Here is a 26620-nt window from a genome sequence, read left to right as displayed (position 1 = left end):
CCGATTTAAGGTCCCTTTTTTATTCGTCAAAGTGCACTCTCTTATGTGGATGGCTATTGATATTAGAACAGCGCTGAATTTAACCAAAGATGTACCAAAATACTGGCGGCATATCCTAGGGCGATGACGGGGGACCACTTTAAATGGGCAATAAAGGTATAGGTGCCACGAGCTTGTCCCATCAGGGCCACACCAGCAGCGCTGCCAATCGATAACAAGCTGCCACCCACACCAGCGGTTAAGGTGACGAGTAACCATTGACCTAATGCCATATCAGGATTCATGGTGAGCACAGCAAACATCACTGGAATATTGTCCACGATAGCGGAGAGTAGTCCGATAGCAATATTGGCGTAGGTGACATCCCAATGAGTGTACATGGCCTCAGATACTAGGCTTAAATAACCCATAAATCCAAGGCCGCCAACGCACAATACCACGCCGTAGAAGAAGAGTAAGGTGTCCCACTCGGCACGAGCGATACGACTAAATACATCGAAAGGCACAACATTACCCAGCTGTTCTAGACGCTTAAGGTTATTTTCTCGCTCAGCCTGTTCGCGTGCCTTAACGACCGCTTTTGGAAAGCTCTTACGAAGATAGAAACCGAAAAACTGTAGAAAACCGAGTCCAGTCATCATGCCGAGTACTGGAGGTAACCCCAACAGACTATGGGTACATACGGCGGTAGCGATAGTCATCAAAAATAGCAGTACGATACGGCGCGCGCCACGCTTCATCACGACTTTCTCTACTTCAGTTTGGTTAACCGTGTTAACGATGAAGAAGCTCATAATTGCTGCTGGCACTAAGTAGTTAATCAGAGAGGGGATAAATAGGTCGATAAATTCTCCGAAGTGCACCACCCCTTTTTGCCATACCATTAAGGTAGTGATATCCCCAAAGGGGCTAAAGGCGCCACCTGCATTGGCGGCAACCACGATATTGATACAAGCGATGGCGATAAACTTCTTATCATCACCGCCCACCTTCATCGCGACTGCACACATTAACAGTGCGGTAGTGAGGTTATCGGCTATCGGAGAGATAAAAAATGCCATAAAACCAGTTAGCCAAAAAACGGTCCGCAGACTAAATCCACGACCTACCATCCAGGCTCGAAGGCTATCGAAAAGATTACGTTCTTCCATCGCGTTGATATAGGTCATTGCCACAAGCAGGAATAGCAGTAGCTCGGCATATTCAAGTAGGTTGTGTTTAAAGGCGGTTTCTGAGAGTTCTGACATCCCATGCTGCACGTAAATGAAACCGATAATGCCCCAGATTAACCCCGCAGCGACTAATACAGGCTTGGATTTTCGAAGGTGGAGCAGCTCTTCACCCATGACTAGCAGGTAAGCCAATACGAAGATGACCACTGCAGCATAACCCGCGCCTGTTGCGGTGAGATTTAACACTTGCTCCGTGCCCTCGGCTGCACTAGCAAATGCAGAAGGGGTAAACAGTGCCGTGAGGATTAAAATACACTTTGCTATCGGTGATGAAAGCAGGGTTTTAACTAGCGGAAATAATTTCATCAAGTGTTCTCAATGTTAGGAATAGCTTAAAAATTACCACAGCTTAGATGTTTTAAATTTTGATGTTGCTCAAGTTTGTTTGTATTACCTTTAACTTAATTATTATCTTTTTGCTTAAACCTGCTAAATAAATGCGCAAAAAGCAACTTATTGCTAACAAGTGTCGCATATTTAATTATTTTAGGATCTGTGAAAGCAATCAAAATGATGTTGAGGTTTAGGCTATAACGACTTATTGAAATGCTGCAAGCGCGCCGTATTGTGCGCGCTCCTATGCTGATGGGAATAGTAGATAGATGTTTAGATTGAGCCGAAGCGTCCCGCTTGATAGTCCTCAATCGCCTGGCGGATCTCCGCTTGGGTGTTCATCACAAACGGTCCCATATGGACGATTGCCTCGTTGATAGGATCTCCGCCAAAGATTAGGGCACCTGCACCATGCTCGCCTGCTTGCAAGCTTAGTAAGGTTTGGCTGTCGAGGATCAGATATTGGCCTTCGTGGTAATGGCGGGTTTCGGCCTGCTCTGTATTAATCAGACTGCCTTGATATAGATATAGCCCGGCATACTGACGATGACTCAGATCAATATTGGCGCGAGCATCCTTATTGAGCATGAGATCGGCGATTATACCTTGACCCGCTAGCCCTTGTACTGGGGCGCTAATGGTATTTCCCCCAGCAAACTGCCAATCGCCAGCTAAGGCGCGTAGCACGGCGCCATCGCCATTACTGATTTCTGGGTTGCGAGTATCTGTGCTGTCTTTATAGATCGCGGGACGCATCTTATCTTTGGCTGGCATATTGAGCCAGATCTGAAACCCATGCAGCCCATCGGTTGCATCGGCTAATGGCATTTCTGAATGCACTACGCCGCTGCCAGTGCTCATCCATTGAACGTCACTAGCACGAATCGCTTTGACATTGCCTAACTGATCTCTATGTTCGAAACCGCCTTTACGTATATAGGTAAAGGTTTCAATACCACGGTGTGGGTGAGGGGGGAATCCTCCAATGAAATCTTGCTCATCATCAGATTTGATCTCATCAAGCATCAAGAAGGGATCGAATTTGGTATTTGCAAAGTCGGCGACTCGTCGGATGTTGACACCGTCGCCGTCCATTGCGGGTCTGGCACTAAATTGACTTGATACTTTCATTTCTGTTTCCTCGATCGAGACCAAATAGATACACCAGCTATGTCGATGAGCTATACCATTGAGCTAAGCTTTGTAACTCAGCTGTGGCAGTAGCGTGTCGCTGCAGGTGAATAAGCTGAGATTAACAACTATTGTATCGAACGAATATAGCGAAATATTGCCCATTCTATTCGATTAATTAGAATTTATATTGAGTGGTATTGTTCGTTGTGACGGGGCTAATAGGGGTAACAACTCAAAGCGGAGAGCAGATTCTGGCACCATGAAATAATCGCGGCGAGTGGATTGCAGCCTAGTCATCTGGGCAAAATTGACTTAGCAAAGAGTAAAACGTTTTTAGTCGAACCCTTCGGACAGCGTTTGTTGGTCATTTATACTGTGTTGTCAGCTTTCTATGTAGAATAACTACACCACAAAGCTTCTGTCTTGTATAAATAATCAAGAATTCGGTGCAAAAATAACCTTGAAAGATCAACAGGCTCTAGTATTCGCCCTCTTAAAATAGCTAGAATAGCTAGCTGTTAGATCATCTGTTAGACAGTACTATTTTAGGAGTCAGATAGGATATGGAGATCAATTCAAATGCCAGTACCAATAAAGTGCATACCAAACGTTTTCAGCTCGATAATGCCGAGCTGATAAAAACCAGCTTCTGGGTTAGCCAGATCTTTATGATTATCGCAACGGTCGTTGGGGTTTATCTTGCTGCCCAAGAGGGCTTGTCTCAGGCTATTACATTTGACAACCTTACCAACAAGCAAAATAACTATTACCTACGTCATGCCTTATATGATGAGGTGTCTGACAACGTTAATATTATTAATGAGTATGCCGATTTTATTTCGGGTAAGGCTCCCTATGAGATTAAGAATCATCACCCCGTATTGGCCACCTTCGTATGGGAAAACATGCGTTATTCGCCCTACACCTTAGAGACTCCGCCCAAATTGCTCTCTGAGACTCGTCGTTTCTACATGCAGTCAGCCGATCTCATCGACAAGATTGAACGGCGTATCTATGGGGCGAAATATGGCGGTGGTCTGCTAAAAGCGCTGACTCAAGAGGTAAGCGATAAGACTTTGCCCGCATTGAAGGCAAATTACACGGCCTTGGCCGATGAACTAAAGCGTAACGATATCTTTGTAGATTAATAAAGGGATTTAATGATGGCGACAAGTTGTCCAGGCTGTGAACAAGGCGTAATGAGAGTAAACCACTTTCACGGCGAAGAGGTCGATAGCTGTAAAAATTGTGGTGGTATGTGGTTTGAAAATGGTGAGTTAAATGGCGCCTTATCGAAAGCCGATAATGGCGATGATGCGGTGCGAGTCGAAGAGACATTAGGTCAGCATCTGGGCATATCCCAGCGTTGCTGTCAGCACTGCGATTTTAACATGCAACGTTACCATTTGATGGATGGTTATCAAATAGAGGTCGATGTTTGTCATCAATGCAGTGGTATTTGGATTGATGAACATGAGCGCAGCAAGGTGGTGAATTCACCGTTAGTGAAAAATTTACTGGGTGAACTGGATGCAAAAATCAGTGTGAAAACCTGGGTGTTTCAGTTTTTATCTCAGATGCCAATTGAGTTCAATATTAAGCCCAAATCGCGTCCGATAGTGACCTATCTATTGTTGACGGTGAACATCTTGATCTTTGCTTTTTATGGCTTCGATATCAATACCACCAATACGGTATTTGATAACTTCGCCATGCGATCGAGCGACCTGCTTGCGGGGCATCATCCTTGGTCTTTAGTGAGCCATATGTTCCTTCATGGTGATTTAATGCATCTGGCTGGCAATATGTATTTCCTTTATGTGGTAGGAGATAATCTTGAAGATGCGCTTGGCCGAGCCAAGTTTTTAGGTCTCTATCTGCTATGTGGTTTTGCAGCCGCGGCAGCACAAATTGTCGCCGATCCCGCATCGAGTGTTTATATGGTGGGGGCTAGCGGGGCAATCGCTGGACTATTTGGTATGTATTTGATGTGGTTCCGTCATGCCAGCCTAACCTTTATGTTTGTCATCTATCAGAAGAAACTCAGTCCGTTAGCCTTTTTCGCGATCTGGTTAGGCTTCAATATTTTTGGACTCATGATGGCAGGTGAAGGCGTAGCTTACTGGGCTCATATCGGTGGCTTTATCGCTGGTTTAGTGATTGGTATCTTGCTCAAACCTAAAGTAATGGCGAGCAATCCATTGTTGGCAATGCTAAATGAACCCGAAGTAAAAGTCGCTCGTTAGGCTCTTGCTTATCTTTATACATAGATTTTTATCTGTATCTGTTAAAAGCGCCTGCGGGCGCTTTTTTTGTGCCTAATTGATGCCGCTTGCCCTCAAGCAGTTTTGTAGTAATCGGCTATTACCTCGACTCATCTAAGCGAGGTAAAGTAGATCGGATTAGATAGTATTTTGTCCAACTGATAAACAAGGAGTGAATGATGGCAAAGGTACTTATTATTGCGGGTGATTTTGTCGAAGACTATGAATTAATGGTGCCGTTTCAGGCATTGCAGATGGTAGGACATCAAGTCACTGTCGTGTGTCCTGACAAGAAAGCGGGAGACACGCTAAAAACCGCTATCCATGATTTTGAGGGAGACCAAACGTACACTGAAAAACCAGGTCATCTTTTTGGTTTAAATGGTACTTTTGCGGATGTAGTCGAAGCCAACTTCGATGCTCTGTTAATTCCCGGTGGACGAGCCCCTGAGTATTTACGACTCAATGCAGCGGTGATCACGCTGGTACAGACTTTTGCTGCTAACAATAAACCTATCGCCGCGGTATGCCACGGCGCACAAATATTAACGGCGGCTAACGTGATCAAAGGAAAACGAATTTCTGCTTATCCTGCATGTGCGCCAGAAGTGAGCCAAGCTGGTGGTGAATACTGTGATATTGCAGTAACTGATGCCATTACCGATGGCCATTTAGTGACTGCGCCTGCATGGCCTGCACATCCTACATGGCTAGCTCAATTTAACGCCTTGTTGAGTTAAGGGCGATAAAGGTCTAATTGCCTTGTAGCGCAAATGGGTTCAGGCTAGGGATGTGTAATGATTAGGGAGAAAATCATGTGTGAGATCTATTCCGGTGCCGAGCCTGAACTGTTTGCCCTTAAGACTCGCTCTATTCGTATCGATGGTGTGGTTACCAGTATTCGCCTTGAGGCGGTGTTTTGGCAGATTTTGCAGCAGATAGCGGATGAGGCTGACTTAACTATTGCTGAGTTCTTAACGCGCATCTATGGTGAGGTACAGCTTAAAAATCCAGAGATGAGTAATTTTAGCTCTCTATTAAGAGTCGCTTGTACCACTTACTTGAACCAAGGTACTCGGCTTGTGCTTGCTCCGCCAATCTCGAACCTTGAGTCACTCGACTCTGAGATGACGGCATAAGCGTCAGCGGCGATCTTAGACCGGTTACAATTTGACTGCCGATTAATCAATTCCTCTTTATTTGTAAGGGTTTGAGCCAATATTATCACTGTAAATTACAGTCTCTTTCTCGGCGTAATTAAGCTAAAGTAGTGACATGCATTCTCGATTCACTTTTTCAGCTACGGATATCACCATGACCCAGACGCCTATCGATCTTGGCCTTAACTTCGATAACAGCTACGCCAATGAACTTGATGGTTTTTATGTCGCTTGTCTCGGAGACTTGGCGCCCGCTCCCCAGTTAGTCAAGTTAAATGAGCCTTTAGCACAACAGATGGGCCTAAGTAATCTAGATAGGGAACAAGTCGCTCAGGCACTGTCGGGAGGCAATGCACCAGCTGGCAGCTCGCCACTGGCACAGGTTTATGCTGGGCATCAATTTGGCGGCTTTAATCCCCAGCTTGGGGATGGCCGGGCATTATTGCTGGGCGAAGTATTAGATAAACAGGGACAGCGCTTCGATCTACAACTTAAAGGCTCTGGCCCTACTCGTTTTTCTCGCGGCGGTGATGGCAAGGCGGTGATTGGCGCTGTGCTAAGGGAGTATATCGTTAGCGAAGCGATGAATGCGCTGAACATTCCAACTACTCGCGCGCTTGCTGCTGTCACCACTGGCGAGACCATTCTACGCAATAATCAACAGTTGCCAGGCGCTGTACTCGCGAGAGTCGCATCGAGTCATCTGCGTGTTGGTACCTTTCAATATTTTGCCGCTCAAGGTGAGCAAGATAAGGTTAAGCTTTTAGCCGATCACGCCATTGCCCGTCATTACCCAGAGGTGCTGCAGAGTGAGCAGCCTTATCTCGCGTTTTTGTGCGCGGTGCGAGATAGACAAGCCAAGCTGATTGCCAACTGGTTATTGGTGGGTTTTGTTCATGGGGTGATGAATACCGATAACATGACCATCAGCGGTGAAACCATAGATTATGGCCCCTGTGCGTTTATGGATGATTATGATGCCAATGCGGTGTTTAGTTCTATCGATAGCGGTGGACGTTATAAATACAGTAATCAAGGCGCGATTGCCCAGTGGAACTTAGCTCGCCTAGCCGAAACCTTATTACCATTGATCAACACCGATGAGGAGTTAGCGATCGCAGAGGCGACCCAAGCGATCGGCGATTTTTGGACCCCATTTAAACACCATTGGCTTAAGGGGATGCGCGCCAAACTTGGCTTAACCACAGAAGATGATGCCGATTTTAATTTAGGTGAGCAGCTGCTTGAGTCCATGCAGGGCCAAAAGGTGGACTTTACCTCTCTGTTTCGTCAGCTGGCCAGTGATTTAGAAATCGGCCGCAATGACAGCGAACAGCTCTTCAGCGATAGCACGAGTTTCAATCAATGGCGTCAATTATGGCTGACTCGCCTAGCGAAGGAGTCGATATCCACGCTCGATAGGGTCAAGATGATGAATGGGAACAATCCACTCTACATTGCCCGTAACCATTTGGTGGAGCAGGCGATAGAGGCCGCCGAGCAGCGTGGCGATTATCAGCCTTTCGAACAATTGATCAGTGTGTTAGCTAACCCATACACCGCGCAATCGGGTGCAGAGGATTACGCAAAGCCTGCGCCCGCGGGCTTCGGCCCATTTGTGAGTTACTGCGGTACTTAACGGCAATGAGCTAAACAGTCGTTGAGTTTAGTGGTTATTGCTGGGGTATTTTAAATTAACAAAAAGCAGAGTGATGGCGTTAGCTCTGCTTTTTAGTTTATGTTTTCAAGCGATTGAGCTAGCCTCTCTGAATGGTGATATCTGAGATATAACCATGTTCGCTGGCAGTCAGTGCCTGCTTTAACATTCCCGCCGCCTCCTCGGCCGACATAAAACTAGAGGTGTCCAGGGTTTTACCGCTGCTTGGCCAAAAACCGGTATCCATGCCGCCGGGGTACACGGCGATCAGTTTCATCGGACTATTCTTCAGCTCTAAACGTATCGATTCAATAAATCCGCGCACCGCCCATTTAGCTGCGCAATAGGTCGATTCGCCCGCTTTGGCGGCTAAGGCCGCAGTAGACATCACGATTACCACATTGATTTTTTGATCTTTATAGCGTTTAACTAGCTCACGCACTAACAGTATGGTGGAGGTGACATTGTTTTCCAGCAGCTTGGTTATCTCCGTGGCTTGTTGAGTTTCTATGGCACCAAAATAGCCGCTGCCCGCACAGTGAATAACGCTCTTAGGCTGCGCTGGTAGTCGATCCAGTAACGCCGAGACTGAGGATTCATTACTTAGATTTGCGCTGATGGCTTGGATCTTACTCGATGCCTCACTGATGCTTTGTAAGCGGATTTGGTCGCGACCAGTAATAGTCACATTTTGATTATCTTTGGCATAAAGCTTGGCTAACGCCGCGCCTAAGCCGCTGCTGGCGCCAGTAATTAGTATCATGCAGGCTCACCTTCATTGTTTCAGATTGGCTTATTATGCCTTAAATGTTCGCCATAATCTGTGATGTTAAAACTGATCCTTATCAGCAATCTTTGAGTTTAAAAATGATAAAGGCCACCTTAGTCGGTAGCCTTTATGATTCGCGTTTTATCAAGCGGTTAAGCTTGAGTCTTGTGGATGGTTTAGCGGCCACCAGGCTCGGCGTAGTGAGTCATCCAATCTTTAACTTGGTTGTACCAATAGATCGAGTTGTTGGGCTTTAAGATCCAGTGATTTTCGTCGGGGAAATAGATCATTCTTGATTCGACGCCGCGACTCTGTAAGGTGCGGAATAACTCAAAGCCTTGGCCTACGGGAACACGATAATCCAACTGCCCATGGATGATCAGTGTCGGCGTATTAAAATTGCCTGCAAAGTAGTGCGGAGAGATTGACTGATAGATCTCAGGCTTTTCCCAGTAATAGCCGAAACGAGTGCTATGGACTGCAAAATCAGACGACATCTGCGAGTACATGTTGTAAACCGCAGCGTGAATTAACAGGGCTTTGAAGGGGTTTTCTTGACCCAAGATAATGGACGATAAATAACCACCGTAACTGCCACCACCGGCGACCATGCGATCGCCATCGATCCACTCTTTTTGTTTAAACCAATCGGCGGCTTTTAACACATCATCCAGTGACTTATTTTTCCAATCGGGATTGATGCTGTCGGCAAACTCTTGTCCAAAACCACTCGAACCATGGAAGTTAGCCCAAGCGGTAACATATCCCCAAGAGGCGAAGGTTTGCGCATTCCAGCGGAAGTGAAATCCGTCAGAGATGCCATTGTGAGGACCACCGTGGATCAGCATCATCAAGGGATATTTCTTGCTGCGATCAAACCCCGGAGGATAGTGCACCCACATCTGAATATCATCACCCTGATAGCCTTTATAGGTGACGGACTCGTAGGTGCCCATATCCACATCGGCCAGCACATCATCGTTAAATGAGTCTAAACGCGAAGTCTCACCATTTTTGGGGTTTATCGCGACTAAACGTGGTGGGTAGAGAAAGCTGTCATTAGTTGCGATCAAGGCACCATTCTTAGCCATTACAGGTTGACCAAAGTTGGTTGCTTTAGTGATGGGCTTTATTTTGCCATTTTTGGCATCGATGTGATAAATCCGTCTGGTGGCAGCATCATCAATAGCGGCATAAAAACCTTTGCTATCAGGCGTCCAGCTAAAGCTCGATACAGAGCGATCCCACTCTTTTGCCAGCTCTCGTTCGCTACGTTTTTTAAGATCTAGTAACATCAGACGTGATTTGTCGGCATAGAAGCCAGGAATAAGCTGGCGAGTAAAAGCCAAGGTTTTGCCATCTGGACTAAATGATGGACTGCTATCAGGCGCTTGGTTGTCTTTGGTGAGATTTACCGCTTTATCACTACCAATTTTGGCCAAAAAGATATCAATCTTAGGATCGACCTGACGGGTCTTAAGCTCAGCTTCCCAGCCGTTAGCGTTAAACGCCACCCATGTTTCACTTGGGTCGATATCATAGCTGTCAGCCCCTTGCGAAGAGCGAGGTAACTCGATTTCTAACGGTTGGGTAACGGCCTCTATATCACCACCCTTAGCCGCGATACGGAAGATATGGGCTTGACGCTCCTCTTCAATCCAATGATCGAAGCTTGAATAGGGCAGGGCATTCCATTGATGGGCAGAGACTTTGGTGTCTTTGTCTGCTTTTAACTGCTTAGCCATTTCATCCCAGTTTTTATCAGGATAAATACGGCTAATAAAATAGAGATGTTCACCTACCCACTTGATGCCATAAACCCCACCTGGCACATTTGTTAGCCGTTGGGCCTCACCGGGGGCACCCATTGGCAGCAGATAGATTTGACCATCTTCATCTTTGTCGCGCTTACTGACAAAGGCTAGGGTTTTGCCATCGGGGGAAAATAGCGGCTCGCTGACTCTCATCCCTTCGGCGGTAATGGCACGTTGGCTCGAACCATCTTTAGCAAATAGCCATAGCTGGGTTGAGCCCTTATCTTCTGGGACATCATATTGGGTGACTGGCGCGACAATGTATTCTCCCTGTGGTGAGATGATTGGACTGCCAATACGTTTGAGTTGCCACAGCACATCGACTGAAAGCGGTTTAGTGGCCTGTGCAAATGCCGTAGCAAAGGGCATCAGCAGGCAGATTAATAGAATCCCTACTTTCTTCACGAGTGGATCTCCTTCTACTTGATAGTTTGGTTTACATCAGACTATGAATTGTTAGTTAGATTAGTTCGTTAGTGCGTGTCTATTGTAGATGCTGGATATTAATTTTGTATTAGTTTGGCGTATTAGTTTGGCGTATAAGTTTCGGGGCTGACTGTTACTATTTTTTTTGGGTGTCTTGCGATCGAGTACATTGTGGGTTTCTCACCCATAGGCCATGCGGTCTTACGGCCGAGGTAAGTCGTGGAATTCCATTCCACACTAGGGCAAGAGGGGCATCAAGGGCAATCCCAAATATGTCCTTATACAAGGACCAGTTCGGCATCCCTGCCTCTTGCTCATTAGCGTATTTACCAGAGGTGGCTATTCACCTTGCATCTCTCCGTGCCGCCCCTAACAAAGTTACATGCATTAGGTTGGTGCCTCATATTCCAATTAAAACTCCGAATGACTCTGATGGGGCTTTGTTGTCGTCATTTATCACATTGATGTGATCATGCTAGATCTTTTAGGTATCGAGAGTGGATCTCGGAGTTGAGGCTTGCTGGGCACAACTCAAACCTAGCATTTTTCATCAAGATTCTGTATTACCGATTAAGATAATCGTTTTTATTCGATATAAGCTTTTGCCTGTTCTCCCTAATATATTCCTGATAACTAAATAATGCCCTGAGAATTTAGCTTTGTCGCATGCTGTCTCTCGTTTGTTTTGGTGGCTTGGTGAAATCCTCTCAGGGCTGACAATAGGCTTCGCTTCGGCGAAGCCAAATTAACCTGAAGGAAGCTAAACATGAAAGGAAAAACAGTAAACAAGCAAACGCTTGCGGCGTTAGTGAGTGCCTTGTTGGTGTTTAACCCAGCCGTCGCCGATGAGCAAAACTCCGCACAGATGACTAAACCCAAAGGGACCGCCGTCACTGGCACTGCCAAAGCGTTTCAAACCAAGAGCAAACAATTTTGGTGGCCCGATCAATTGGATCTTTCCGCGCTACGCGATCACGACGCCCGCTCCAATCCCTACGGCGGCAGTTTCGACTACGCTAAGGCCTTCAACTCGCTGGATCTCGACCAGGTAAAGGCCGATATTGACCAGCTGCTTACCCAATCACAGGATTGGTGGCCTGCCGATTACGGCAACTACGGTCCTTTCTTCATCCGCATGACCTGGCACAGCGCAGGTACCTATCGCACCTTGGATGGGCGTGGTGGTGCCGGTGGTGGACAGCAGCGATTCGAACCGCTAAACAGTTGGCCCGATAACGCCAGTCTGGACAAGGCACGCCGCCTGCTCTGGCCGGTGAAACAAAAATATGGTGAAGCGCTCTCCTGGTCCGATCTTATCGTGCTTGCGGGTAATGTCGCCCTGGAAAACATGGGATTTAAGACTTTCGGTTTTGCCGGTGGCCGTAATGACGATTGGGAACCAGACATGGTGTACTGGGGGCCGGAGGTCGAGATGCTCGCCAGCGATCGTGAAGACAGAGACGGCAAGCTACAAAGGCCCTTAGGCGCGACCCACATGGGACTCATCTATGTCAATCCAGAAGGCCCTAAAGGGGTGCCAGATCCGCTAGGTTCGGCCAAGAATATCCGCACAGCCTTTTCCCGCATGGCGATGAATGATGAGGAAACTCTGGCACTTATCGCCGGCGGCCATACCTTCGGTAAGATGCACGGTGCTCATAAGCCGAAAGATTGTCTGGGGGCAGAACCTGCCGCGGCAGGCATCGAAGCTCAGGGGCTGGGCTGGCACAACAAGTGTGGCAAGGGCCACTCTGAAGATACCATCACCAGTGGCCTGGAAGGGGCCTGGACTCAGGCGCCCACTCAGTGGACCTCGCTCTATCTGAGTAACTTGCTGACCTACGACTGGCAGCAGACCCGCAGTCCTGCTGGTGCGATCCAGTGGATCCCAACCGATGAGTCGGTGCACAAGGCCGTGCCCGATGCTCATGTCAAAGGTAAGTTTCATGCACCCGTGATGACCACGGCAGATCTTGCGCTCAAGTATGACCCCGAGTATCGCAAGATCGCCGAGCGCTTCCTAGCCGATCCAGAAGAGTATCGCTTGGCCTTTGCCAAGGCCTGGTACAAGTTGACCCACAGAGACATGGGGCCTGCCCGTAACTTCCTCGGTAAAGAGGTGCCTCAGGGCAGCTTCATTTGGCAAGACCCCATCGACCAGAAGACCCAGTCACGTCTCAGTGCCGGCGATATCAAGCAGCTTAAACAGGCAATAGGCAAGTCTGGGCTTAGCGTTGCCGAACGTGTTCGTGTGGCTTGGGCTTCGGCGGCGAGCTATCGTCATTCAGATATGCGTGGCGGTGCCAATGGGGCCCGTATCGCCCTAGCTCCGCAGAAGGATTGGGCGGTGAACAACCCAATCGAAACCGCCAAGGTACTTAAGACTCTGGAGGCGATTCGCGCCGACTTTAATAAGGGCGCCGACAAAAGCCAGGTTTCCTTGGCCGATGTTATCGTACTTGCGGGTGCAAGTGCCGTAGAGCAGGCCGCCAAGCAGGCGGGTTTCGAGGTTGCCGTGCCTTTCACCCCAGGACGAGGTGACGCTACACAGGCACAAACAGACGAGAACTCCTTTAGCTTGCTGGAATTACATGCCGATGGCTTTAGAAACTACTTCGACGTTAACAGCAGCTATAAATCGCCTACCGAGATGTTAGTGGACAAAGCCGACCAGCTGGATCTGACGGTGCCCGAGATGACAGTGTTAGTCGGTGGCCTGCGGGCACTCGATGCCAATTATCAAGGGGTGAAGCATGGGGTTCTGACCCAGCGTCCCGGCACGCTTAATAATGACTTTTTCGTCAACCTGTTAGACATGTCTACTCTGTGGCAGAAGTCTGATGTTGATGGCATCTATCAGGGGCTGGATCGCAGCAGCGGCAAACCTAAGTGGACCGCCACCTCGGTGGATCTCATCTTCGGTTCTAACTCTGAACTGCGTGCGGTCGCCGAAGTATATGCCTTCGATACCTCTAAGCAGAAGTTTGTCGATGATTTCGTTGCCGCCTGGGTCAAGGTGATGAATCTAGATAGATAACAGGAGAGTGTTGGTCAGATGATCGTTGCGAGTCGTGGGGTTATCTCTTTCCCTTTGGGAGGTGATGCCTCACGGCTTATCTATGTATTGGTTCAAACTTAGTTTGGATATTTACGTCGTGGGATTCCATCCCACACCCGGGCAAGAAGGCTGCTCGTCCTCGCCAAATACTTCCTTGTAAAAAGCCAGTTCGGCATCCTTGCCTCTCGCTCAAAACGGTCATTGATATGACCTTCGCCCTTGCATCCCCCCTGACGCTCCAGACGAAGTTGTTTGCCCTCATACTCCAATGAAAATCGCCTAACGACTCGGATGGGACTCCTGTCCCCCCGAGCCTTAGCCACCGTCCATGATGGCTATACGGCATTTTCACTTATGTATTTCGGCAACTTCGATGGGGATTTGTTGTAGCCACAACCTGAATTTATTCTAGACAGCTTTAGATGAAGCTTAACTATTTGCTGTAGTTGATATCGTAAGGCAAAAGTATGCTTCATAAAGGCTAGACATATTTGTTGTATGACTGTATTTTGGTCTGAGCAATAAATGTGCAACAAGGACGACCCAAGACGCATTTTAATTCGCACTGCGTTGTGTATGTATCGGCATCAAGGAAGATGGATTATAAGAAACTAAGATTTCTTTATAGCTTCCTGTTTTACATCTCTATATCGTCGCTCTACAACCGGGTTAAGGTTTTTGATTGCTTAATTTTTAAGATCTTACGAGGATATGTATGAGTTTTGTTATTCTAAGAAAATCACTTATTGTGGTAGGTTTGATAGGTTTATCAGCTTGTACTGCAATCCCTCCAGAAGCTCCAGAACTCTCAGTTGAACTAGGTAATCGGATTAGTGCAATAGAGAGTTCAAATGTCGTTTTACTCAATCGATATTTTGATCAAAAAAGAAAAGAGGTAGATCGCTTCATCGATGAAGAATGGGTTCCTACCTTTGCGAGCGAATTCTTTAGAACACCTCAGATTGCCCAAGCATGGGAAACAATAGTAAGAGAAAATGATAAAACGCAAAGGCTAATGTTTATTGTAAAGCTTGGGCCTAAGTTGCAGGCAAAAATCAATGCCAAGCGACGTGAGCTTATCCAGCCTCTTGATGAGCTGGAAAGCACTATCGAAGACAATATCCGCGGGGAATATGCTCAGGCTAGAGCAATTAATAACAGTATTACTAGCTTTTTGCTTTCCGCATCTGAAGTTGCTGAGAACCGAAATCGCTATCTGGAATTCGCGGGTATTTCAGAAGGTGGAGTCACATCAATCATAAATCGAACGGACACCATTGTGGCTGATTTATTGGGTAAAACCAGAGATGTAGATGAGAAAGTAAAATCGGCTGAGAAGTATTTAGACAAATTGAATGAGTTGAAAAACTCACTTTAAAACCTGAAGAAAGGAGTAATGAGATGCCTATTGACTGGGACGAATTGGATATAGATGGTGCTATTGCATCCAGTGCAAATAAAACAGATGAGCATTTAGCGTCGAAAATATCTTCATTGACGCGTATGACCGATAAAGAGGTAACGGAGCTCTTTCCTGTGCCTGGTGATGTGAAGACATTTACAGAGTTGATGAAGATCGTGAAATCAGCGGAAGAACAAAATAATAAAGTAAACAAAATCGTCGCCAATGGGGAGGATTTTGCCAAGGTAACGTTAAAGCTCTTGGAAAAGTTAGTGTAGCGCTTTGTTAAGTAGCCTAGACAGAAATGCAGACAAGCAATAATTAATAGAATCTATTAAGGGAGTTAAAAATGCAGATAGATGGACATCATGCGCTAACTTACATTGCAGCCAGATTTGCTGGTTTTGATGCAGAGGATGCTTCTAAGGTTGCTTACAGTGCTCAGTATGTGGATGACGCAACCAATGGAGGCGTCATCAAATTTACCAATGGTGCGATGTATTACCGTATAGCATCTGCTCATAAGATGCTGGACTATAGTAATTTTGACGAACTAGCGAACCACCAAGCTTGGGCGGCATTTCATTTTTTGCCAGGCAATGCGGGCTTGCCTGCTGGAGAGAATCCAACTGGTAGCTTCATACATAAGTTGATTTGTAAACCGGATAGTTTTATCGCTAGGGATATGTTAAAGCTGGCTATAGCAGATAAAGCTAAGTCTTATGGGCTTCATCGCCTAGGAATTAGTATGCACGTTTATGCTGATACCTTTGCTCATCAAGGGTTTACTGGTAATCGACATGAAGTCAATGAAGTGTCAGAGCTGAAAAGTAGTGATGCAGAATTAGATCAGAACTTTCTTTCTAAAATTACGAATTTCTTTTTGAGTGAAGCTTATCCTCTAGGTCATGGGGCTGCGTTGAGTCATCCCGATCGTCCTTACATTACTTGGCAGTATAAAAATGGTCTTGGAGTTCAAGTCGAGCGAGATAACAGAGAAATTTTCTTCGATGCCGTTGATAGCATGTGTTGTGCAATGAAATGCTTTATTAGTGGTGATTCGACAGTAAATCTAGATGTTGTGACTGGCATTCCTGAGGAAGATGCGTTGGTGATTAGGGAGATGCTAGCAGGTATTAATGATGACGATGGAGAGGTCAGACATCGTAGATGGCTAGACGCAATTGCAGAAGGTAAGTTTTCTTTTGGTGCTGAGACCTTGACTTATATAGCCAAAGGCGAGGGTTCATGGAAGCATGAATCGATAGGTCAACTAGCACCTAAAGATCAAGAAGATGACACGTTTGAATATCATAGCCCATTTTTAAGCTCTGATTGGAAAATGTTCCATGATGCTCTTCAGGCTCATAGATTCGATATATTGCATGATGTGCTACCAAAATATGGAATTTGTTTAGCATAAAATTGTTAATGAATTTTAGATGACTTTGATTAATACCTAAGAGGTCAGATGCTACAACAAGTCCCTATCGAAGTTGCCGAAGGGCGTTGGAATAAATTGCGTGAGGCGGGCATGGATGCCCGACTAGCTTCCGCAGGTGCATGGATGCATCCTTCGGCAGCGGTAGCGATTTATCCATAAGCACGAGGGAAAACAACTTCGTCTGGGGCGCCGGGGGATTTGCCAAAGGGGAACAGGCGCTTTTCCCCTTTGGCTCGGGTGTGGGTTGAAGACCCACGACTTACCTCGGCCGCAAGGCCGTATGGGTTAGTGAGTTGAAGTCTCAGTACTAATGTTCAAGCAAAGCTTGGGTAATCAAAGGAGTCAAGGTGATGACTCCAGATCACTTCCCACTAAACATCATAATCCAATACTGGTGCTAACCACCGCTCGGTTTCCTCCACACTTATCCCCTTACGCGCGGCGTAATCTTCTACCTGATCGCGGCCAATATTGGTCACGCCAAAGTAGCGTGATTGTGGGTGGGCAAAATACCAACCCGATACGGCGGCGGTAGGGAACATGGCGTAGCTTTCGGTAATATTAAGCCCAATGGTTTCATCTGGCTTAAGTAGGTCCCATAACAAGCCTTTTTCGGTGTGATCTGGGCAGGCGGGGTAACCCGGTGCTGGGCGGATACCTTTGTATTTTTCACGAATGAGTGCCGTGTTATCTAAGTCTTCGTCTGCGGCGTAGCCCCAAAACTCTTTACGCACTCGTTCATGCATGCGCTCTGCAAACGCTTCGGCTAGGCGGTCGGCTAAACATTTGAGCATGATGGCATTGTAGTCATCGTGGTTGGCTTCGAAACGGGCAATATGCTCGTCGATGCCGTGGCCTGCGGTGACGGCGAAGCCGCCCATGTAGTCGGCAACACCTGAGTGTTTGGGGGCGACAAAATCAGCCAGACAGAAGTTATCGTTGCCTACGCGCTCTATCTGCATCCGCAGGTGGTGGGTCGTCATCTCCACTGTTGTGCGGGTTTCGTCGGTGTAGAGCTCAATGTCGTCATGGTTAACGGTATTGGCAGGGAACAGGCCGATAACCGCTTTGGCGGTAAGCCATTTTTCGTCGATGATCTGCTTAAGCATGGCTTTGCCATCGGCGAATAGCTTACGGGCTTCTTCACCGACCACCTTGTCGTCCAAGATTTTCGGGAAATGGCCATGCAGTTCCCAGCTGCGGAAAAACGGGGTCCAGTCGATACGCTCGACTAAGTCTTCCAGTGGGTAGTCATCGAACACCTGACGCCCGAGTTGGTTAGGCACAAATGGGGTGTAGTTAGCCCAATCGTGCTGGCAGCGGTTGTCGCGTGCGGCGGCGATAGGGATGATCTGTTTGCGCTTTTCTTGTGAGTTACGCTTGTCGCGCATCACCTGATATTCATCATAGGCGGCATCGATGGTGGCTTGACGGGTGTCATTGCTGATAAGCTTGGATACCATAGGCACGGCGCGTGAGGCGTCGGCAATATAGATAGCACCTGTTGGGGCGTGGGGCGCGATTTTAACCGCGGTATGAATTTTCGAGCAGGTCGCGCCGCCAATGATCGACGGGATCGTGAGCCCTGCTTTATGGAAGGCTTTAACGTTATGCACCATCTCATCGAGACTCGGGGTGATCAGGCCTGACATGCCGATGATATCGACATTTTCCGCCTTGGCGACTTCGATGATCTTCTCCACAGGCACCATGACCCCAAGATCGATCACCTCATAGCCGTTACAGGCCAGCACTACGCCAACGATGTTTTTGCCGATATCGTGCACGTCACCTTTTACGGTGACCATCAAGATTTTACCGTTGGACTGACCTTCGACCTTCTCTAGTTCGATATAGGGGTTCAAATAGGCGACCGCTTTTTTCATTACCCGCGCCGATTTGACCACTTGTGGCAGGAACATCTTACCTGAGCCAAAGAGGTCGCCGACCACGTTCATGCCATCCATGAGCGGGCCTTCAATCACGTCCAGTGGCCGAGTGGCTTGTTGTCTTGCTTCTTCGGTATCTTCATCGATAAAGTCGGTAATGCCTTTCACTAGAGCATGGGCAAGACGTTTGCTCACCTCCCAGCTGCGCCACTCTAAATCCTCCTTCTTAGCCACTTGGCTCCCATCACCGCGAAACTTCTCGGCGACCTCAAGTAGTTGCTCGGTGTTATTGGAATCAGCCACTGGGCAAGGCAGGTTTTGCACTACCGCTTCGACGCGTGCTTTTAGCTCGCTGTCGATATCGTCATAAATCGCCAGCTGACCCGCGTTGACGATCCCCATGTCCATCCCCGCTTGAATCGCATGATAGAGGAATACTGCATGAATCGCCTCACGCACAGGGTTGTTACCACGGAATGAGAACGACACGTTCGACACACCGCCCGAGATCATCGCGTGGGGCAGGGTGCGCTTTATCTCACGAGTGGCTTCAATAAAGTCGACGGCGTAGTTGTCATGCTCGTCAATGCCTGTGGCGATGGCGAAGATGTTGGGGTCGAAAATAATATCTTCTGGCGGGAAGCCGACCTTATCGACCAGCACCCGATAGGCGCGGGTACAGATCTCGATTTTACGCGCCTTGGTATCGGCTTGGCCGACTTCATCGAATGCCATGATAATGGCGGCTGCGCCGTAACGCTTTACTAGAGTGGCTTGCTCGATAAACTTCTCTTCGCCCTCTTTGAGGGAGATGGAGTTAACGATGCCTTTTCCTTGAATACATTTTAGTCCTGCCTCAATCACCTCCCATTTGGAGGAGTCGATCATGATCGGTACTCGGCTGATATCAGGCTCTGAGGCGATAAGGTTGAGGAATTTCTGCATTACCTCGACGCCGTCGAGCATCCCTTCATCCATATTGATATCGATGATCTGGGCACCGCTTTCGACCTGTTCACGGGCAACCGACAGCGCCTCTTCGTACTCGCCAGTCTTGATCAGGCGTAAAAATTTGGCCGAGCCGGTGACGTTGGTGCGTTCACCGACGTTTAGAAATAGCGAGTTCTCATCTATGGTAAGCGGCTCTAACCCCGACAGGCGACAGGCGACTGGGATATTAGGTAATTCACGGGCTTGGTGCTCGATAACCGCTTGGCGTATGGCGCTAATATGTGCTGGCGTAGTGCCGCAGCAACCGCCAATGATGTTCAGAAAGCCCTCTTGCGCCCATTCACCGATAACCTCCGCCATCTCTTCAGGGGTTTCATCGTAGCCCCCAAATTCATTAGGCAGACCCGCGTTAGGGTGCGCCGACACATAACATTCGGCAATCTTTGATAGTTCTTCAACGTAGGGACGCAGCTCTTGTGGACCAAGGGCGCAGTTAAGGCCGATCGATAACGGTTTAACGTGACGCAAGGAGTTGTAAAAGGCTTCAGTGGTTTGTCCCGTGAGGGTGCGACCCGAGGCATCTGTGATGGTGCCTGAGATCATGATGGGTAAACGCTGGCCTATCTCATCGAATATGCTCTCAACCGCAAACAGTGCGGCTTTAGCGTTGAGGGTATCGAAGATGGTTTCCACCATGATGATGTCGGCGCCGCCCTCGATGAGCGCTTCAATGGATTCGCGGTAGGCTTCAACCAGTTGATCGAAGCTGACATTGCGATAACCGGGATCGTTGACATCGGGGCTAATCGAGCAGGTTCGGTTGGTGGGGCCTAGTACCCCAGCGACATAACAAGCACGACCCGTTTCAGCGCTGACCTCATCGGCCGCGGCGCGTGCAAGCCTTGCACCTTCTAGATTTATTTCGGCGGACAGTTCCTGCATCTCGTAGTCGGCCATGGCGATACGAGTGGCGTTAAAAGTATTGGTTTCGATAATATCGGCACCAGCGAGTAGGTATTGCTTATGGATATCTTTGATAATGGCTGGCTGAGTCAGTACGAGCAGATCGTTATTGCCTTTTACATCGCAGGGCCAATCTTTAAAACGTTCGCCGCGAAAGGCATCTTCCTCAAGCTTATGATCTTGGATCATGGTGCCCATTGCGCCGTCGAGGATCAATATCTGCGATTTGAGCTGCTCGATGATCTGCGGTGCTATCTGTCTTACATGCTTAACAGGGGTATGGGTCGCCATAAAATTCTACCTATTTTTACTAACTTCTAACTAGCCATTGCATGGAAACCGTCGTTATGAGGTTAATGCAGTGTGATTAAGGGTACGTTACCGTTTGTTATTCTTATCTGGAAGTATAAACGTATAGACGTCTATACTTCTTACCTATATTAATCGACTTATAGCGCTTAGGGCAAGTCAAAATAGTATAACCTTTGTGGACTAATAACCTAGCTAAGTTATAAGCGATTTAGGCAATGAAGAGACTGTACCTAGGCGATTGATTAAATGGATATTGCTATAGATTTTTGTAAATTATCAAAAGCTTAATCATCATGTATTGCAATGTGTTATCGGTTAAGAGTATCCTCCTTAAGTATTACACTCAAGCAAGTCGATCCTGTTTTAATATGACTCAAACAACGCTTTATTTGATGCGTCATGGCGAATGTGAAGGTGGTAATCTGCTGCGAGGCCATTGCGATGTTCAGCTGACTGAAATCGGTTTTGCACAGATGCAGTTGGCCTATGCTAAGTTGCCCGAAGCCGTTGACAGAGTAGTGAGTTCGCCTTTAATCCGCTGCGCCAGTTTTGCCGAACATATCGCCAGTAAAAGACGGATGAGCATGCGCTTTGATGAACGCCTAAAGGAGATCTACTTTGGCCGTTGGGATGGCCATGAAATCCCGGTATTACACGAAGAGCATGGCGAAGAGTTAACGGCTTATTGGCAAGATCCTTGGCAATATCCTTTACCTGAAGGTGAAGCTATGTCGGCCTTTGAACTGCGCCTCGATGAGCTGGTCGATGATCTCGTTAGTCAGTACAGTGGTGAGAAGTTATTACTTATCACTCATGGTGGCGTTATTCGTTATTTAATGTCCAAGGCCTTGGGAGTCACTAAGTCGGTAGGCTTCTATACTCGAATGAGTCTTGAGTATGCCTGTGTGGTTAAAATTACCCATTACAGAGCTGACGATGGCAAGGGGTTTTGGCGACTGCATTGGGGCTGAATCATAGGAGGTAAGTGGTAGCGGGGCTGTGCTTGTTTGATGGCACGACAGCTAGTGCTTGTCTCTTGTTTGAAATGCCGCATAATAACCAACAATTTTTAGGTGTCTTTCAATAGCGAAATTTCAGTAGCGAAAGATGTCGAGAGTAAGGTGTTGAGATTCGCCTCTGCTAAAGAGACGAGCAACTCAAACTTAATAGGGAATTGGGAAGGCAAACTGCCATCAGCCCAAACTGTGCCCGCAACTGTGAGTGTGTTAAATAAGGCTGCTAATACCTTAGGTTAACCACGAGTCAGGATACCTGCCTTACTTTATAGCCTTATGACTCAAGCGGGTGACTTGAGGGAGCTACTCATGACCATTACATTTTGGGCTATTGCCCTGTCTTCATCTATTGCAGCGCTATACCTGTGCATTAAGACCGCACCTTGGGTTGGTGCCCGTGATTAAAGACGTTTCTGCCTTATCCGCACAAGGTTTATGCTGGCACAGCGGCGAACGCCAAATTTTGTCAGATGTCAGCGTGTCGCTGTCCCAAGGTAAAATGCTTGGGATCATCGGCCCTAATGGCGCAGGTAAATCGACGCTATTGCGTTGCCTTTACCGATATTTGACTCCCAGTAAAGGCGATATCTGTCTATTTGGTCATTCCGTTGGCGATCTATCGGCTAAGGCGTTTGCACAGCAAGTGGCTGTGGTTTTGCAAGATACGCCCCATCATTTCGATATGACGACGGCGCAGTTAGTTGCCTTAGGACTCACGCCCCATAAAGGCGCATTTTCCCTCACAAGCGAGCAAGATAAGGTGCAGGTACGTCATGCGCTTGCCACGGTTGGTTTGAGTGAGCTGGCGAATCAATCTTATGAGCAACTTTCGGGCGGCGAAAAACAACGGGCATTGATTGCTCGAGCCATAGTGCAACGGCCTAAGTTATTGATCCTCGATGAGCCGACAAATCACCTCGATATTCGTTACCAAATCCAGATCTTAGAACTACTGCGATCCTTAGATATTACCGTGGTGATCTCTATTCACGATCTGAATTTAGCCAGTGCCTTGTGTGATCAATTATTGCTGCTTAATAGAGGGCGATCGGTGATCCAAGGCTCGCCTGCAGAGGTGCTTACAGAGCAGCAGATTGGTGAGGTCTTTGGCGTATGCTGTCAGGTATTACCCCATCCACAACATGGTAATCCGCAGATTAACTATTTTTACGGTTATTCCCATCTAGGCGAGCAAGGTGACCTAGTCCATGGTGACGCGATAGGCGTTACCTCAGCCAATGGCAGATTTCTCACAAAGAGCGATCTGAAGGAGGGTAAGGGCTGATGATCACCAAGGTAATGCAGCGCTCCTTGGGCGCAAATAGGGTAGAGCGAGTCATACTGTTCGCGGTATTGATTGCCCTCTTTTCTCTGTTAACCCCTATTTTTGCCGCCAGTTTTGGTGCGGCCGAGATAGGTGTCAAACAGGTTATTGATGCCATTGTTGGCGCGCTAAGCGGTGAGTCAAGCGGCAGCGTGACATCGCGGATTGTGATGGAGCTGCGATTGCCACGTATTCTGCTGGCTTTTATCGCGGGCTTTGGTCTTGCGATAGCGGGTACGGTATTGCAAACCGTTACGCGAAATCCCCTTGCCGATCCCTATCTCTTTGGGATCTCTTCGGGCGCCTCGTTTGGTGCGGTATTGGTGATCACCCTACTTGGCAACTCAGAGACTATGTCGGGCACACTCCCTAGCTCATTAATAAATAGCATTAGCTTGCCCATGGGGGCGTTTATCGGTGCGGGGCTTTCTGTGCTTATGGTACTGGCACTATGTGGTCGAGCCATGAGCACTCAGATCGAGCGCATGTTGCTTTCAGGGGTGGCGGTATCATTTATGTTTGGCGCATTGACCAGTCTGTTGCTTTATTTTTCAGGTCCTCAGGCGGCGGCTTCTGTGCTGTTTTGGAGTCTGGGGAGTTTTGCCAAGGCAAGCTGGGCAGGGCTTACTCTGCCTTTGGTGGTGATAGGTTTAGCCACGGCAATCATCTTGTTGTCTAAACGTCAGATCTTAGCCATGAAAGCCGGTGATGAGACCGCGCATACCTTAGGCATTAATGTACAGCGTTTGCGCCTAGGTATGTTGCTGCTCTGCTCTTTAATTACCGCCGTGCTGGTGGCCAATTGCGGCGGTATCGGTTTTGTGGGGTTGATGATCCCTCATATGGTGCGGCTATTGTTGCCTGGAAGGTTTGCCTTGTTGATCACAGGCTTGGTCGGTGGCCTGTTTATGATCTGGATAGATGTGTTGGCAAGATGCCTGCTGAGTTATCAAGAATTGCCAATCGGCATTATCACTGCCGTTATCGGTAGCTTGTTCTTTTTGTTTATTTTAGCAACCAAGCGACGTGGATAGCCCTCGTATCGGTTTCTCGTGCAGTAAGGTGAGGACGCAGTAAGATGAAAGAGATGTTTACTATAACGCCGGTGAGTCATGAGTTTGATCAAGCGATCCAAGCCCAAATAGATGGTAAAACCAAACCCTTGGGAGCATTGGGAGAGCTTGAGCCATTAGCGTTGCAGATAGCGCAAGTGTTGGGGGAAACGTCACCAGCGATTAGTCATCCTAAGTTACTGGTGTTTGCTGGCGATCATGGGATTGCGGCTTCTGGTGTGTCAATTGCGCCGAGTGAAGTAACGACGCAGATGGTACAGAATTTTCTCAATGGCGGTGCTGCCATTAACGTTTTTTGTGCTCAGTCTGGTTTCGATATGGAGGTGATAGATTGCGGTATTGCGACCCCTATTGAAGGTGACGAACGCCTAATTAATCACAGGCTCGGAGCAGGAACAAAGGCGTTTCATCGAGAGAGTGCGATGACCTTAGGCGCGGTAAAACAAGGTTTTGCTATGGCCTTCGAACGCGTCACTTTACATCATAACAATGGTACTAACCTTATCGCGTTTGGCGATATGGGCATAGGCAACACTTCCTCTGCAGCAGCGATTATGGCGGCGATTTTAAAGTTAGATGTGGCCGATTGTGTTGGACGTGGCACAGGTATCGATTCGGCGACCCTCGCCCGCAAACAGATGTTTATTGAGCAAGCGCTTTATCTACATTGTGAGGAACTATCAGATCCTTATCGCGTACTAGCAGCCCTTGGCGGTTATGAAATCGTGCAGATGACAGGGGCCATGTTGGCCGCTGCTGAGCATCAGATGTTGATACTCGTCGATGGTTTTATCGCCACGGCTGCGGCGTTAGTGGCGACAACCATAGCGCCCGCCGCTCGTGATTATATGATTTTTGCCCATCAATCCGATGAACGCGGCCATCAGTTAATGCTGACCCATCTGCAAGCCAAGCCGCTGCTTAAGTTGTCCATGCGTTTAGGTGAGGGCTCTGGTGCGGCATTAGCCTTACCTTTAGTGCGCGCCGCCGCCGCTTTTTATAACGAGATGGCTAGCTTACAAGAGTTGTCGATTGAGATTTAAGGCAGGACGGTTCGTAAGCTTGAGGGCTTGAGGAGTTAACGCAGATGATGAGAGAAAGATGATCAGAAAAGAGTTGGGCCTGTTTTTTATCGCCATGGGCTTTTTTACGCGTATTCCTATGCCGAGCTGGGTCGAGGTAAACAGCGAGCGGCTTAATCAAGCGAGTCGTTACTTTGGTGCTGTTGGCATAGTCGTGGGTGGCATAAGTGCGCTGGTTTATGTGATCGCCAGCGAGTTATTCCCCAGTAGCATCGCCATAGTGCTGGCTATGATCGCAAGTGTGCTTACCACCGGGGGCTTTCATGAAGATGGCTTAGCCGATACCGCCGATGGCTTTGGTGGTGGCTGGACGCTGCAAGACAAACTGAGCATCATGAAAGACTCCCGTGTGGGCACCTATGGCGTACTCGCGCTGGTCTTTGCGCTGCTATTTAAGTTTGTCCTCCTCAGTGAGATCGCTTTATATGCGCCACATTTAGTGGTGAGTGCGCTTATCGTATCTCATTGTCTGAGTCGCGTGCTGGCGGCATCGCTTATTTTTTCTGAGGCCTATGTCCGTGAAGATGCCAGCAGTAAGAGTAAACCTTTAGCCCAGTCACAAACCTTAAATGAACTCGCTATTTTGTTGATAACAGGAGTGTTAGCCCTTTGGGTTAGCGGGATCACTGCAGCGCTGGGTCTGTGCGCCTTGTTGCTGGTGCTGCGCTACTTGTTAATTTGGGGCTTTAGGCGGCAAATTGGTGGTTATACTGGCGATACCTTAGGGGCTGCGCAACAGGTGAGTGAACTCACTGTGTATCTGTTTATTCTGGCACTCGTGTCATGATCCATTTTATTTTAGGTGGTGCGCGTAGCGGTAAATCTAGCTACGGCCTCAAGCTCGCTGCCAATTATGTCGCCAAGGGGGATGAGTGTCTGTTTGTGGCAACGGCCGAGGCGTTTGATGATGAGATGGCTTGCCGTATTGAGCGTCATAAAATAGAGCGAGCTGCGCTGGCGTGGAAAACCTTCGAGTGTCCACTAGACTTGAGCCAGTGTTTAATTAAGCAGGCTAAAAACGATCGAGTTATCTTGGTCGATTGTTTAACCCTGTGGTTGACTAATCACCTGCTTAATCCCAGTAGCGATTGGTCGCAAACTAAAGCCGATTTTTTACGCGCACTATCGAGGTTACCGGGAAGGATAATATTAATTTCCAATGAAGTGGGCACTGGCGTGGTACCTGGCGATCCTTTGAGTCGCCGCTTTGTTGATGAGGCGGGGTGGTTGCATCAGGCCATCGCAAAGTTAGCCGATGAGGTGGTGTTGGTTACCGCTGGATTACCTATGATCTTGAAGGGGCGGTGAGGCTTAAAT

At 47.9% G+C, this 26620-nt stretch carries 21 protein-coding genes and 1 riboswitch; of the genes, 16 read left to right on the top strand and 5 right to left on the bottom strand.

The genetic code is table 11. From position 1 onward, the window contains the following. Positions 1–62 precede the first annotated feature (62 nt). Positions 63–1538 (bottom strand): sodium:proton antiporter NhaD, encoded by a 1476-nt coding sequence (gene nhaD, locus K0I73_RS15370; protein WP_220061933.1) that lies wholly within the window; start codon positions 1536–1538, stop codon positions 63–65. A 300-nt stretch (positions 1539–1838) separates the two neighbouring features. Then, positions 1839–2696 (bottom strand): pirin family protein, encoded by an 858-nt coding sequence (locus K0I73_RS15365; protein ID WP_220061932.1) that lies wholly within the window; start codon positions 2694–2696, stop codon positions 1839–1841. 566 nt (positions 2697–3262) lie between these two features. Between K0I73_RS15365 and K0I73_RS15360 the strand changes: the two genes are divergently transcribed. The 5 genes from K0I73_RS15360 to K0I73_RS15340 all read left to right on the top strand — a co-directional run bounded on the left by K0I73_RS15360 (position 3263) and on the right by K0I73_RS15340 (position 7762). Continuing rightward, the gene (locus K0I73_RS15360) at positions 3263–3847 is read left to right on the top strand and encodes a hypothetical protein (RefSeq protein WP_220061931.1); all 585 of its coding nucleotides are present in this window, start codon (positions 3263–3265) and stop codon (positions 3845–3847) included. A gap of 15 nt (positions 3848–3862) precedes the next feature. Continuing rightward, a complete protein-coding gene (locus tag K0I73_RS15355) occupies positions 3863–4945 on the top strand; it encodes a rhomboid family intramembrane serine protease (protein ID WP_220064413.1) in 1083 nt (360 codons plus the stop codon). 197 nt (positions 4946–5142) lie between these two features. After that, a complete protein-coding gene (locus K0I73_RS15350; protein WP_220064412.1) occupies positions 5143–5703 on the top strand; it encodes a DJ-1/PfpI family protein in 561 nt (186 codons plus the stop codon). A 57-nt stretch (positions 5704–5760) separates the two neighbouring features. Continuing rightward, the gene (locus K0I73_RS15345) at positions 5761–6102 is read left to right on the top strand and encodes a ribbon-helix-helix domain-containing protein (protein WP_258405206.1); all 342 of its coding nucleotides are present in this window, start codon (positions 5761–5763) and stop codon (positions 6100–6102) included. Between the two features lie 175 nt (positions 6103–6277). Beyond that, positions 6278–7762, top strand: a complete 1485-nt coding sequence (locus K0I73_RS15340) for a protein adenylyltransferase SelO (RefSeq protein WP_220061930.1) — start codon at positions 6278–6280, stop codon at positions 7760–7762. A 118-nt stretch (positions 7763–7880) separates the two neighbouring features. On the opposite strand, the gene K0I73_RS15335 is transcribed toward K0I73_RS15340, so the two are convergent. Together K0I73_RS15335 and K0I73_RS15330 are read right to left on the bottom strand one after the other, a co-directional pair. Continuing rightward, a complete protein-coding gene (locus K0I73_RS15335; RefSeq protein ID WP_220061929.1) occupies positions 7881–8543 on the bottom strand; it encodes an SDR family NAD(P)-dependent oxidoreductase in 663 nt (220 codons plus the stop codon). 182 nt (positions 8544–8725) lie between these two features. Continuing rightward, on the bottom strand, positions 8726–10768 hold the full coding sequence (locus K0I73_RS15330; RefSeq protein WP_220061928.1) for a S9 family peptidase: 2043 nt from the start codon (positions 10766–10768) through the stop codon (positions 8726–8728). 787 nt (positions 10769–11555) lie between these two features. Here K0I73_RS15330 and katG point away from each other — a divergent pair. The 5 genes from katG (at position 11556) to K0I73_RS19180 (ending at position 16852) form a co-directional block, all read left to right on the top strand. Beyond that, positions 11556–13826 carry a catalase/peroxidase HPI gene (gene katG / locus K0I73_RS15325; RefSeq protein WP_220061927.1) on the top strand — a complete coding sequence of 757 codons (2271 nt, stop codon included), beginning with the start codon at positions 11556–11558 and terminating at the stop codon, positions 13824–13826. A gap of 736 nt (positions 13827–14562) precedes the next feature. After that, on the top strand, positions 14563–15225 hold the full coding sequence (locus K0I73_RS15320; RefSeq protein ID WP_220061926.1) for a hypothetical protein: 663 nt from the start codon (positions 14563–14565) through the stop codon (positions 15223–15225). A gap of 23 nt (positions 15226–15248) precedes the next feature. After that, positions 15249–15527 (top strand): hypothetical protein, encoded by a 279-nt coding sequence (locus tag K0I73_RS15315; protein ID WP_220061925.1) that lies wholly within the window; start codon positions 15249–15251, stop codon positions 15525–15527. A 71-nt stretch (positions 15528–15598) separates the two neighbouring features. After that, the gene (locus K0I73_RS15310; protein WP_220061924.1) at positions 15599–16672 is read left to right on the top strand and encodes a DUF6765 family protein; all 1074 of its coding nucleotides are present in this window, start codon (positions 15599–15601) and stop codon (positions 16670–16672) included. Between the two features lie 48 nt (positions 16673–16720). Next, positions 16721–16852, top strand: a complete 132-nt coding sequence (locus tag K0I73_RS19180) for a hypothetical protein (protein ID WP_258405205.1) — start codon at positions 16721–16723, stop codon at positions 16850–16852. A gap of 212 nt (positions 16853–17064) precedes the next feature. On the opposite strand, the gene metH is transcribed toward K0I73_RS19180, so the two are convergent. Continuing rightward, entirely contained in the window at positions 17065–20787 is a 3723-nt protein-coding gene (metH, locus tag K0I73_RS15305) for a methionine synthase (RefSeq protein ID WP_220061923.1), read from the bottom strand. 389 nt (positions 20788–21176) lie between these two features. Here metH and K0I73_RS15300 point away from each other — a divergent pair, with 389 nt between their 5' ends. The 6 genes from K0I73_RS15300 (at position 21177) to cobU (ending at position 26611) form a co-directional block, all read left to right on the top strand. After that, entirely contained in the window at positions 21177–21779 is a 603-nt protein-coding gene (locus K0I73_RS15300; RefSeq protein ID WP_220061922.1) for a histidine phosphatase family protein, read from the top strand. Positions 21780–21910: 131 nt separating this feature from the next. Further along, positions 21911–22102, top strand: a riboswitch (cobalamin riboswitch). Positions 22103–22221: 119 nt separating this feature from the next. Continuing rightward, positions 22222–23109 carry an ABC transporter ATP-binding protein gene (locus K0I73_RS15295; protein WP_434086688.1) on the top strand — a complete coding sequence of 296 codons (888 nt, stop codon included), beginning with the start codon at positions 22222–22224 and terminating at the stop codon, positions 23107–23109. Beyond that, complete coding sequence (locus tag K0I73_RS15290; RefSeq protein ID WP_434086687.1) at positions 23109–24182, top strand: FecCD family ABC transporter permease; 1074 nt, start codon at positions 23109–23111, stop codon at positions 24180–24182. The genes K0I73_RS15295 and K0I73_RS15290 overlap by 1 nt, the downstream gene beginning before the upstream one ends. Before the next feature lie 53 nt (positions 24183–24235). Further along, the gene (gene cobT, locus K0I73_RS15285; RefSeq protein ID WP_220064409.1) at positions 24236–25264 is read left to right on the top strand and encodes a nicotinate-nucleotide--dimethylbenzimidazole phosphoribosyltransferase; all 1029 of its coding nucleotides are present in this window, start codon (positions 24236–24238) and stop codon (positions 25262–25264) included. 58 nt (positions 25265–25322) lie between these two features. Next, positions 25323–26090 carry an adenosylcobinamide-GDP ribazoletransferase gene (locus K0I73_RS15280; RefSeq protein ID WP_220061920.1) on the top strand — a complete coding sequence of 256 codons (768 nt, stop codon included), beginning with the start codon at positions 25323–25325 and terminating at the stop codon, positions 26088–26090. Next, the gene (gene cobU, locus K0I73_RS15275; protein ID WP_220061919.1) at positions 26087–26611 is read left to right on the top strand and encodes a bifunctional adenosylcobinamide kinase/adenosylcobinamide-phosphate guanylyltransferase; all 525 of its coding nucleotides are present in this window, start codon (positions 26087–26089) and stop codon (positions 26609–26611) included. The genes K0I73_RS15280 and cobU overlap by 4 nt, the downstream gene beginning before the upstream one ends. Positions 26612–26620: the final 9 nt, after the last annotated feature.

It is taken from the genome of Shewanella mesophila, from assembly GCF_019457515.1.
Classification (GTDB): domain Bacteria; phylum Pseudomonadota; class Gammaproteobacteria; order Enterobacterales; family Shewanellaceae; genus Shewanella; species Shewanella mesophila.
The sequence above is the reverse complement of the archived record's forward strand: the minus strand, read 5'-3'. Positions and strand labels throughout refer to the sequence as shown.